Source organism: Vibrio splendidus 12E03, from assembly GCF_000272105.2.
In the GTDB taxonomy this organism is placed as follows: domain Bacteria; phylum Pseudomonadota; class Gammaproteobacteria; order Enterobacterales; family Vibrionaceae; genus Vibrio; species Vibrio splendidus_I.
This window is the reverse complement of sequence record NZ_AJZD02000071.1, coordinates 58944-71052: the sequence shown is the minus strand read 5'-3', so window position 1 is coordinate 71052 and position 12109 is coordinate 58944. Positions and strand designations below refer to the sequence as shown.

Annotated in this window: 9 protein-coding genes; 7 read left to right on the top strand and 2 right to left on the bottom strand. The window is 44.7% G+C overall.

What is annotated here, in order from left to right:
• Nucleotides 1-220 precede the first annotated feature (220 nt).
• Nucleotides 221-2998, bottom strand: coding sequence for an insulinase family protein (locus A142_RS06785; RefSeq protein WP_019824828.1), 2778 nt, complete (start codon nt 2996-2998; stop codon nt 221-223).
• Nucleotides 2999-3303: 305 nt separating this feature from the next.
• Between A142_RS06785 and sixA the strand changes: the two genes are divergently transcribed.
• Entirely contained in the window at nt 3304-3768 is a 465-nt protein-coding gene (gene sixA / locus A142_RS06780; RefSeq protein WP_019824826.1) for a phosphohistidine phosphatase SixA, read from the top strand.
• Nucleotides 3769-3879: 111 nt separating this feature from the next.
• On the opposite strand, the gene smrB is transcribed toward sixA, so the two are convergent.
• Nucleotides 3880-4410, bottom strand: coding sequence for an endonuclease SmrB (gene smrB / locus A142_RS06775; protein WP_017064096.1), 531 nt, complete (start codon nt 4408-4410; stop codon nt 3880-3882).
• Nucleotides 4411-4472: 62 nt separating this feature from the next.
• On the opposite strand from smrB, the gene prmB reads away from it, so the two are divergent.
• The 6 genes from prmB to A142_RS06745 all read left to right on the top strand — a co-directional run bounded on the left by prmB (nt 4473) and on the right by A142_RS06745 (nt 12075).
• Complete coding sequence (prmB, locus tag A142_RS06770; RefSeq protein ID WP_017060640.1) at nt 4473-5405, top strand: 50S ribosomal protein L3 N(5)-glutamine methyltransferase; 933 nt, start codon at nt 4473-4475, stop codon at nt 5403-5405.
• A 253-nt stretch (nt 5406-5658) separates the two neighbouring features.
• Nucleotides 5659-6300 carry a LysE family translocator gene (locus A142_RS06765; protein ID WP_019824822.1) on the top strand — a complete coding sequence of 214 codons (642 nt, stop codon included), beginning with the start codon at nt 5659-5661 and terminating at the stop codon, nt 6298-6300.
• Nucleotides 6301-6855: 555 nt separating this feature from the next.
• Complete coding sequence (locus A142_RS06760; protein WP_019824820.1) at nt 6856-8313, top strand: protein adenylyltransferase SelO; 1458 nt, start codon at nt 6856-6858, stop codon at nt 8311-8313.
• A gap of 157 nt (nt 8314-8470) precedes the next feature.
• Nucleotides 8471-9199 (top strand): response regulator, encoded by a 729-nt coding sequence (locus A142_RS06755; protein WP_019824818.1) that lies wholly within the window; start codon nt 8471-8473, stop codon nt 9197-9199.
• 71 nt (nt 9200-9270) lie between these two features.
• Nucleotides 9271-10716 (top strand): ATP-binding protein, encoded by a 1446-nt coding sequence (locus A142_RS06750; protein WP_019824816.1) that lies wholly within the window; start codon nt 9271-9273, stop codon nt 10714-10716.
• A 111-nt stretch (nt 10717-10827) separates the two neighbouring features.
• Nucleotides 10828-12075 (top strand): ABC transporter substrate-binding protein, encoded by a 1248-nt coding sequence (locus A142_RS06745; protein ID WP_019824814.1) that lies wholly within the window; start codon nt 10828-10830, stop codon nt 12073-12075.
• Nucleotides 12076-12109 lie beyond the last annotated feature (34 nt).

Below are 12109 nucleotides of genomic sequence, written 5' to 3'. Positions count from 1 at the left end.
GACGTGCAAAAAGAAAGAGATTCCCGACTCAGTTGTTCCTTCTTGTCGGGAATGGGTAGTCATTGGTAGCACATAAGTTCCTTGGGGAGAATATCGACTCTGCTGTACCGTCATCTCCTAAAGCGACGAAGGAGCGTAATAGGAGATCTGCTTTTAAACTGCATCCAATAAAAAAGGTTGATGCTCGCACATCAACCTTCTGATTTTCTGTTAGGAATGACTAACCAAGTTCAGTATCTTTGGGCCGTAACTGAAACTCATCAATCGAGCCTATTTCCACACCTGCGGATAGCTTTTCTTCGTCCTGATGAGCATTACCATGTGCGTGCATAATCAGACGATTCGCTGTACGAGGTTTTAGCTGACTCACCACAAAACGCATCATGTCCGAACGAGTTAACCCCTTAAGGTCTTCCAATACACGCTCTCTTTGGTTGAACTCAAGATCCTTATTGCCTATTGCAACCCATAGGCGTTGAGCACGACCGCGCAAGGTGGTATCTGGCGTTGAGATCTGATTCCATAGGCCGCGTTTACTGCTGTGCCATTGGTAGTCATTTAGCTCTAACAACACCATATAAAAAGCATTGAGGAACTCATCTATTGAGGCTAACAAGTCAGCAGGGGCTGCATTAGGCGATTGCACGTACAACACAATACCTGGGTGTCGGTTGAGCGGCATATTGCCTGTGCCTACCATGTAACCTAGCTGTTGCTTGGTTCGTATCTCATGGAAAAAAGTAGCCGACATCAAATGGTTTGCCAGTGAATACAGCGCAATATTTTTAGGCGAAATATCTGGGCATTGATAATAAACCACGATTGCTGAATCATCTTGGTTACACACCACTTCACGCTGGAAGCTGCCGTTTTCACCCAACATGATTAGCGGACGTAGTGACTCTTCATAAGCCTGATCTTGAACTCGTAGGGCATCCTTGAGTGTTTCAGCCATTTTGTGAGCGTCTGCTTGTCGCCAATCACCATAAACAAACATCTCAACATGAAGCTCAGCCAAAATGGATTGAACAAATGAGGAGAGCTCATCGACTTCAATCGTCTCTAGCGCTTCAATCAACACCGCATAAGGAGGGTTGTTGGGCTGTAAGATGCCTGTCATTGCATTGAACAGTTGCGAAATAGGACGATCTTGCGACGCGTTATTCCAGTTTCTTAGCAATTGATGCTTAATTGTTTCGAAGCGTGTTGGACTAAAGTCGCGTGCTTGAAAGCGTTCAAGGATCATATTGAGCAATTGTGGCTGCTTTTCGCTGAATCCAGACAGAGTCAGTGTGACACCACCTTGGTGGGTATACATGTTGTAACCCATACCTGCAATTTCAGCCTGATACGTATCTTTCTCCAGAGAATCTAAGAACATCTCTACACATAAGCGTGTTTTGACGATGTTTCTAGGGCTAGCCACTGAGTGCGGGCTATCGATGGCGATATACACCACACCTTTCGGAACTCGAAATTGATGGTCTTGCAGGTGCCATAGCTTAAAGCCGTCCAACTCTTCTAACAGTTGTGGGTGTTTAGCGTCGCCTTCGAGCTCTGCCGGATCTAAGTCGTAGCAAATAAACGGATTTTTGCTTGGCAGCTCGAACTGCCAACCGGGGTTGATGCACGTAAAGCTCTGAACCTGTTCTGCGCTGAAAGGAGTGACTGAGTAGGGCGTAAAATACCACTTCGCTTCTCTGTCATACTCGAACCCTTGAGCAACAATGGTCGCACGCATGTTGTCGACGTTTAAGTAAGGGAGCAAAGAACGCTGTAATTCGTCATCGAAATGCGACATCTTGTAATCGCCATACACCACATCTTGCTCTTGGTAGTGCTGCATGTTGATCACCAGGTGACTCACTACATCAAGTGGTCTTGCTGGTTCTTGAAAGCGGAAAGCTGACTCTAAAACGGCACGCTTTTCTAGGTAACGCCACTCTTCAATACCTTGTTGCTCAATCAACTTGATGTATTGGAATACCGCTTGGATGATGTTATCGGTTTTGGTTAAACCTTCGATGGTCAATGAACAACTGACTGTGAAATCACGATAGTTACTGCCACTTGCGCCACCACCTGCTGAGAGAGAAGTAATCCAACCTTTCTCTTTCAACTGCATCATCAAACTGCCTTCCCCTTCATATCCTAAAAGGTGGGCAAAGAACGACAATGGTTTAATGCCGTAGTGTTCGTCCATGCTTGGCATAGGGAAGGTTAAAATCAGTTTGCGTACTTCTTTAATCGGCTCAACACGAACTTGAACGCCGGTGCTTAATTCGCCAACAATCGGTACTTCAACCTTTTTTCCTTGCAGGTTGTGATTGGTAATCGAGCTAAAACGATCCTCAACCCAGCCTTGCATTTCATCTAAGGATTGATTGCCAGACAGCGTCAGTGTCATTAGGTCTGCAGAATATTGTTGCTGGTGGAACGATAAGATCTCTTGTCTAATCGTCTCGCCGTTTCTGTCGCCCAACGTATCGATATTACCGACAGAAAACTTCGAGAATGGGTGATTGTGGTTCACTAGTTCTTTGGTAACTTGGTACAAGCGTCGAGAATCGTCGTTGAGTTTCATCTTATATTCTGAATCAACGGCTTGGCGTTCTTTATCTAATGCTTCTTCGTTGAACAGGGGAGCAGTGAAAAATTGGCTGAAGCGATCGAGTGCGGTTTCAAACGCATTCAACTCAACGTCAAAAAAGAAGCAGGTGTGCTCTGTTCCCGTCCAAGCATTGTTGCTGCCGCCATGTTGGCTGATAAAACTTTGGAACTCTCCGACCTTTGGATACTTTTCAGTTCCCAAAAATAGCATATGCTCTAAGTAGTGAGCTAAACCCTCTCGGTCTGTAGGGTCATCAAAGTGCCCCACATTAACGGCTAATGCGGCTGCTGCTTTTTGAGCATTTTGGTCCTGAACTAACAGTACGCGTAACCCGTTATTTAAGGTTATGTAACGGTATTGATGTTCATCATTTGGGCTTAAGTGCACAGGAGCATCTCCAGAGAAGGTGGTTTTTAAATTATGTACCCGATGATTCGGCGTGCAAACCTTGTAATCATATTTTGGGATATGAAGTGCTTTTTGGCGATTTCTACATCACTTTTATCGATTTTTATCAGTAATTTATTTTCTTTTAACAAGATTGTTAAGAAAGTCGAACTCTTTAGCAAGTGACTTGATATAATTATTTATATAGACTGCGGCTCCCTCTGGATTGAGGGCCAAACGCTAAGTAGCGTATCGCTGATATGGGATATATCGACTTTCGAAATGTTACGTAGACAGGATTGAACATGAAAATATTCATTATGCGCCACGGTGAAGCAGAGCATTTTGCGGACTCGGATGCAGAACGAGCGTTGACCAAGCGCGGGAAAATGGCTTCTCTTGCAGTGGCACAAGCTGCAAATGAGCAGGGGATTAGTCAATTCGATAAAGTGCTGGTGAGTCCATATTTAAGGGCACAAGAAACGTGGTTAGAGATCTCTCAGGCGTTTTCTGGCAAGAAAGTCGAAACCTGTGATGACATTACGCCTTATGGAATGTCCGACGATGTGTTTGATTTGACCTTGGCAATGGCTGAAGTAGAAAAACTAGAGACCATTTTATTTGTTTCTCATTTACCTCTAGTGGGCTACCTAACGGCAGAGTTTGCAACAGGCATGGCGCCGCCTATGTTTCCCACTTCGGGCTTAGCGTGTATCGACTTCAACCTTGAGACACAAAAAGGTGAGTTGCTTTGGAACATCAATCCATAAGCTCGTTGAGCTCTGTTTGATGACAAAGTTGCAGACAATTAGAAAGGGCATCTCAATATGATTGGGATGCCCTTTGTTGTTTTTTGGTGAGAGAGAATTCGTAAACCAGAATTATTTCTCAGGAACCGAAAGCAAGACTAACAGCGCGCCATTGCCGCCAAACTCTAACGGTGCTTGGTGGAAAGCCATCACATCTGGGTGCTGTGCTAACCACAAAGGCACCTTCTGTTTAAGGATGTGTTTACCGATACCGTGCTGAACACAGGCACACGCCACGCTCTCTTTCACGCAGTGCGCAATCATTGCGCCAAGCTCACGTTTGGCTTCTTGTTGAGTCATACCATGCATATCGAGATACACGTCAGGCACGTAGACACCACGACGTAGGCGCTTGACCTCATATTTAGAGACATCATCACGCGCATAGCGTGTTGGGCCGTCTTCGCTAAGATGCGGAATGAACTCATCCGAGAAATAAAACTCGCTATCACTGGCTTGTCTTGCCGTTCGAGTAATTTCTTTTTGCTTGGCATTTCTTTTTGGCTGCTGGACTATGGTATCCTGTTGCAACTTTTTAACGCCCTTTACTGCATCGTTGAACAGGGCGAAATCGTCATCGAAGTCGGTGTCTTTTTTGCTCATCAGGTTATGAATTCTAATTAGAAACGTAATTAGCAGTATTGTAGCGCTTTTCGGAGACAATTTTGGATAAGATTTTTGTAGAAGAAGCGGTATCAGAACTACACACGCTTCAAGATGTGATTCGTTGGACTGTTAGCCGCTTTAACGCAGCGGGCCTATTTTATGGTCACGGCACTGATAACGCGTGGGATGAGGCAGTACAACTTATCTTACCTACTCTTTATCTGCCGATTGATGTTCCTTCGCATGTGATGAACTCTCGTCTAACGAGCAGCGAACGTCTACGTATTGTTGAGCGCGTAATCAAGCGTATTAATGATCGTACACCAACGGCTTACCTAACCAACAAAGCTTGGTTCTGTGGTCTTGAGTTCTTCGTTGATGAACGTGTTCTTGTGCCTCGTTCGCCAATTGGTGAGCTGATCGAAGCTCAATTCCAACCTTGGTTAACTGAAGAGCCAACTCGCATCATGGATATGTGTACGGGTAGTGGTTGTATCGCTATTGCTTGTGCTCACGCATTCCCTGACGCTGAAGTAGATGCGATTGATATCTCTACAGACGCATTGCAAGTTGCAGAGCAGAACGTTCAAGATCACGGCATGGAGCAGCAAGTGTTCCCAATCCGTTCAGATCTTTTCCGTGATTTGCCAAAAGAGAAATACAACCTGATCGTATCTAACCCACCTTACGTGGACGAAGAAGATATGAACAGCCTGCCAGATGAGTTTACTCACGAGCCAGAACTTGGCCTAGCAGCGGGTACAGACGGTCTGAAATTGGTTCGTCGCATCTTAGCTAATGCACCAGACTACCTAACTGACGACGGTATTCTTATCTGTGAAGTAGGTAACTCAATGGTTCATATGATGGATCAGTACCCAGAGATTCCATTCACTTGGATTGAATTCTCTAACGGTGGTCATGGCGTATTCATGATCACTCGTGAGCAGCTTGTTGCTTGCGCTGATGAGTTCTCTATCTACAAAGACTAGTTTGTAGCTATTAAGCGAATGATCCGGTCATCGGGCTGTAAGCTTAGAACCTGAAACTGAGTAAGACGTTCGATTTGAAACGTTTTTATTTAAACGTCATGCAGCAATGCATGGCGTTTTTTATTGCCTAGATTAAAGATTTTTGCATTTATATCGAAGAAGTTCAGCGCAATATTTAGTTGATTAATGTGAGGGCTTATTACATATTGGTGTTTAATATTTAGTCGTTTTAGTGAGTTAAGGAGGATTCACGATGAGCTTTGATACATGGATTTATTATTTATTAGCGGTGCTGATCTTAACGGCATCACCTGGCCCAAGTTCTCTATTGTGCATGACCAAAGGTGTGCAATCTGGCTTTAAATTATCGATGTTTACCGCGTTGGGGAGCTTAACTGCGATTACTGGCATTTTAACCTTATCGTTTACCGGGCTAGGGGTAATTATTGCTTCGTCTGAAGTGGTATTTAATGTCATAAAATGGACAGGTGCGGCTTACCTTATCTTCCTTGGCTGGAAATCTCTGCGCTCTAGCCAACAAGATTATGACAAGTTACCGGATCAACAAGGCGGCTCTCGATCTGTCAAAGAAAGTGCTGCGCAGCATTACCTAAGTGGCTTTATTGTTGGCGCGAGTAACCCCAAAGCTATCCTGTTTTTTACCGCACTTTTCCCACAGTTTATTGATCCCTCAATTGCGCTCTTACCACAGTTTACCGTGTTTGCTTTGACCTTCGCAGTCATGGAATTGTCTTGGTTACTGGTGTACGCCTACTTGGGCGCGAAGTCGTCAAATTGGTTGTTTGCGAAAGGTCGAGCTAAGGTCTTTAATCGTGTCACTGGAGGTGTCTTTATTGGGGCTGGTGCACTGCTTTCGACGACCAGTCGAGCATAACTTTCTGTTTTATCAGAGAGGTGAATGATTACAGAATATTCTTGATGCTGTCATAAAAGGTTAATATTAATGTGCTTGCTGCTTTTGGCGAAAAGCCGATATATTGTAGTTACACCATCATGTTCTCAAGGAGAGACATATGCAGCATCAAGAAATGATTCAACACAGTAACTTTGGCGTAATCAGTCGTACTTGGATTTTCTCTACCCTTTCTCTAGTGGGTATTCTTGCTCTAATGTAGTCAGCTTCATGGCTCTATATTTTTAGTTTTTATTATGAAATCACTTGTTAAAAAGTCTTCAAAGTCAGAACTCTTTCTCTTATAAATGTGGCTTTTCTCATCAGGCTAGCCACTTAATTTTTTCTTAGTCATCTTCTTCTAGCAAGCTTCTCCTAGTTGCCACTTTCTCGTTGTCACTTCTTGCCTTAAGTCACGACCTTCTTTCAGTGGACTGGTTTGTCACCTTATCTCTATAAACAAGCATCATTGCACTTCTGAAGTTGTTACGAAACTGTGATAATCTTAAGTTATCTTTTATCTACAGTGTATCTCTCATGTCTGTCTGGGATTCTATTTCATTTAACAATCGATTTACTGCATTACCTCGACTGTTCTATACCCCAATTCAACCTACACCGCTAAATAATGTTCAATGGCTCGCATGGAACCATAAGCTTGCGGATGAACTCGGCTTTCCGTCATTTGATGATGCTTCCGAGGAATTGCTTGAAACGTTATCTGGCAATGTTGAACCTGAGCAGTTTTCGCCTGTAGCAATGAAATACGCAGGCCACCAGTTTGGTTCTTATAACCCGGATTTAGGTGATGGAAGAGGGCTGTTATTAGCTCAAGTTGTCGCTAAAAGTGGTGAAACGTTCGATTTACACCTCAAAGGTGCAGGTAAAACGCCTTATTCTCGTATGGGTGATGGACGCGCTGTTATTCGATCAACGGTTCGTGAGTACTTATGTAGCGAAGCGATGGCAGGGCTCAATATCCCAACCACACGTGCATTAGCCATGATGACCAGTGACACGCCAGTTTATCGTGAGAAACAAGAGTGGGGCGCATTATTGGTGCGTGCTGCAGAATCTCACATTCGATTTGGTCACTTTGAACATCTGTTTTATACCAATCAGTTGGCAGAACATAAATTACTGGCTGATAAAGTGATTGAATGGCACTTCCCAGAATGCCTCGATGAAGAGAAGCCCTACGCTGCCATGTTTAATGAGATTGTCGATCGCACTGCGGAAATGGTCGCGTTGTGGCAAGCCAATGGTTTTGCTCATGGTGTGATGAACACCGATAACATGTCGATCATTGGGCAAACTTTCGATTATGGTCCGTTCGCGTTTCTTGATGAATATGACCCTCGTTTGATCTGTAACCATTCGGATTACCAAGGTCGTTATGCCTTTAATCAACAGCCTAGAATTGGATTATGGAATCTATCTGCACTGGCTCACTCACTTTCTCCGCTGGTGGATAAGGCCGACTTAGAGGCCGCTTTAGAGCAGTACGAACCGCAAATGAACGGTTATTTCAGTCAGATGATGCGTCGTAAATTGGGGCTGCTTTCGAAACAAGAAGGCGACAGTCGTTTGTTCGAATCTATGTTCGAGCTGATGTCACAAAGCAAAGTCGACTACCCAAGGTTTTTTCGAACGTTGTCGAACCTAGACACTTTGCCTGCGCAAAAAGTGATTGATTTGGTTCTCGACCGAGATGCAGCAAAACTGTGGCTAGATAACTACTTACAACGCTGTGAACTGGAAGAGAGCTCAGTGGCAGAGCGCTGCGAAAAGATGAGACAAGTAAACCCTAAATACATCCTTAGAAACTACCTAGCTCAGCTTGCGATAGATAAAGCGGAACGCGGTGATAGCAGTGATATTGAAGCATTAATGGTGGTACTGGCTGACCCATACGCAGAACACCCTGACTACGAACACCTTGCTGCGTTGCCTCCTGAGTGGGGTAAAGCGATGGAAATCAGCTGTTCCTCTTAACCTTCGATGATTCTTTGAGTCGCTAAGTACAGGTAGAGGTCACTAAGATGTGATCTTTATCTGTTCGTTCTTCTAACTTTACAAACATGTCAATAATCAAATAATCGGCCAGCCTATACACTATGTGAATAAGTTGTAAATTTAATAGGTTTGGGCGATGCCAACAAATACTCGAATTCTCGTGGTGGATGATGATCAAGAAATCCGCGAGCTGCTGGAAGAGTACCTAACAAAATCTGGTTTCGATGTGTCTTCTGTGGGAGACGGTGTTGAACTAGAGACCCACCTGCAAAACCAAGGTTATCCCGATCTGATTCTGCTTGATGTGATGCTACCCGGTGATGATGGTTTTACCTTGTGCCAACGAGTACGTAAGCAATCGAATGTGCCTATCATCATGCTGACTGCAGTCTCGGATGAAACCGACCAGATCATCGGCTTAGAAATTGGTGCCGATGACTACATCGCCAAGCCTTTTAGCCCTCGTCAGTTAATGGCTCGAATCAAAGCGTTATTAAGACGTGTTCAAGTGGTGGATGACAAGCCGAGTGATGCACTACCAAAGCAGATTATTTTTGGTGATTGGACGCTTGATACCCTAGCGCATCGGATCTCCCATAATGAAAACGCAGAAGAGATGGACTTGTCGGGCAGTGACTTTTCTTTATTAATGCTGTTCTTAACTCGTCCTAACGAAGTTCTCGACCGAGATACTATCTCTTTCGCAACCAGAGGCCGAGAATCGCTGCCTTTTGAGCGAGGCATTGATGTGCAGCTTAGTCGCCTGAGAAGTCGACTGGGCGACAGTGGTAAATACCCTCATTACATCAAAACCATGCGTGGCAATGGCTACATTCTTGCTGTGCCTGTTCAGTATGAGCACTAAGCATGACCTACTGTTAATCAAGTAATCTAATAAAGTATTTCCAATGAAGTATTCCGTATGAAGTATCTCGTATGAACTGGTTGAGCCGGTTAAAGCCAAACTCCTTGGTAGCAAGAACCTTGTTGCTGACCTTGTTAGCCGTGGTGATAGCTCAGGGGATCGCAACGTCTATTTGGTATAGCGAATCCAAACACAAAGAATTAGAGGGGATTCGTTCTGCCTCTTCGAGCATGGCGAACATGTTTGCCTCAACGGTAACCTTCTTCCAGTCTCTGCCCGTTAAATATCGTCATATCGTATTAGATCAGATCCGCAATATGGGCGGTACGCGCTTCTTCGTTTCTTTTAATAAAGAGGCTTTGATCGTTGAACCGATACCCGATACCCGCTTAAAAACCGCCTCGATTGAAGCGATAGAAAGTGTTTTGAGTAGCAAGCTCAATAAAGTGGAATCAGTTCGTGTTGATTTCTCTCGCCCTGAACATCTTCGTTTGCTTAAAAATGACATTTACTTGAGCGATCTCCCGCGATCGTGGGCACATCATACTTTAACTTTAGAACCTCTTAACCCTCCTATTCTGGTTGTTCAGATAGAACTAGCCAGTCACGAATGGGTGTATATCGCCGCGTTGTTGCCTGCGCCATACGTAAAACTGGATGACACTATTCTTGGTCGTGAACAGGTGATCTTCTTAGTTTCCTCGACACTCATTCTTTTGGTTTTGACTTACTTGATGATTCGTCGCCAAGTGCGACCTCTTAAAAAGCTAGCGAGAGCCGCCAATGAGATGAGTATGGATATTCAGCAGCCTCCGCTAAACGAAGAGGGAGCAACGGAACTGGTGACGGCGACCCGAGCCTTTAATCGCATGCAGCAACGGATTCGTCGCTATGTTGCCGACCGAGAGCACCTTTTCTCGGCAATCTCCCATGACTTAAAGACACCAATAACGCGGCTTAGATTACGTGCAGAGTTGTTGGAGAGTGAAGTAAAGAAAGACAAATTCAACAAAGATCTCGATGAGCTTGAGATGATGGTTAAAGGTGCTTTACAAGCGGTAAGAGATACCGACCTTCATGAAAACAACGCCATTATCGACCTCAATGAGATGATGCTCTCCGTGATTGAACTGCACAACCAACATCAAACCTTGGTTGAGTTTGAGCCCATTGTGGTTGACCCGTTAGTCGCCAAACCATTAGCCATTAAACGTGTGCTGACCAATCTTATCGACAACGCTGTGAAATATGGGACATCAGCTGAAGTCGATATTAACAGTGACTCGGTGTGGGTTATCGTGACTATTCAAGATCACGGAAAAGGTATTCCTGAAGACAAGTTAGAGTTGGTGTTTGAACCTTACTTCAGGCTCGCCACTGACGACCAAGGACACGGTTTAGGGCTTGGAATCTGTCGAAACATCCTACACGGACACGGCGGAGATCTCATTATTCGTAACTCCCCTCAAGGCGGCTTAGAAGCTAAAGTCTATGTTCCACGCGGCCTAGAAGTTTAATGTAACAATTGTGTTACATTGAGCTTACCTTTTGTTTCAATCTTACAAATCAGAATAAGTAGACTCTGTATTGAACCGGACGTCGAGTCCGCTAAAACATGGAAGATAATAATGAAAATCAATAAAACCCTACTTACTCTATCTCTTCTTGCTGCCTCAACATTTTCTCAAGCTGGTGAAGTGGAAGTGCTTCACTGGTGGACTGCCGGTGGCGAAGCGAAATCCGCAGCTGTACTGAAAGAGATGATTGAAGAACAAGGCCATACTTGGAAAGATTTCGCTGTTGCTGGTGGCGGCGGTGAAAGTGCGATGACTGTTTTGAAAACTCGAGCAGTGTCGGGCAATCCTCCATCTGCGGCGCAGATCAAAGGTCATGATATTCAAGAGTGGGGTGGTTTAGGTTTTCTAACGTCTCTCGATGCAACTGCGAAACAAGAAAAATGGGATGAGCTACTGCCAGAAGTGGTCACTAAAGTGATGAAGTGGGATGGCGAATATGTCGCAGTTCCTGTCAACGTTCACCGTGTTAACTGGCTTTGGGCGAACCCTGTTGTTTTAGAAAAATCAGGCGTGACGGTTCCAACTACGTTAGATGAGTTCTTTGTTGCCGCAGACAAGATTAAAGCGGCTGGCTTCATTCCACTGGCTCACGGTGGTCAACCTTGGCAAGACGCGACGGTATTCGAAGCGGTGGCACTTGATGTGCTAGGCAGTGAAGACTACAACAAAGCGTTCGTTGACCTGGATATGGACGTGTTGTCTGGTGACAAAATGGTGGAAGTATTCACCAAGTTCAAAAAGATGCGTGATTACATCGACAGTAACTCTCCAGGCCGTGATTGGAACGTCGCAACTTCAATGGTTATCAATGGCGAAGCCGCGATGCAAATCATGGGTGACTGGGCGAAAGGTGAATTTACTGCGGCAGGCAAAGTGCCGGGTAAAGATTACATCTGTGCACCAGCTCCAGGTACTGACGGCCAATTTACCTTCAACATCGATAGCTTTGCGTTCTTTGAGTTAAGTGACAAAGAGAACCAAAAAGCGCAGCAAGACCTAGCGAAAACCATTCTTACCAAGGATTTCCAAGAAGTCTTCAACCTTAACAAAGGTTCTATCCCTGTACGTCTAGATATGGACATGTCTAAATTCGACCAATGTGCGTTGGATTCAATGGCTACCTTTAAAGCGAGTGCTGAATCGGGCGATCTTGTTCCGAGTATGGCTCACGGCCTAGCGACAACAAGCTACGCTCAAGGCGCTATCTATGACGTGGTGACCAACTTCTTCAACGAGAAAGATGCCGATCCTAAACAAGCTGCTGCCAAGTTAGCTAAAGCAGTGAAAGCCGCTATCTAATCTAACTTGATAAGCAACATACAACGCACGTGAG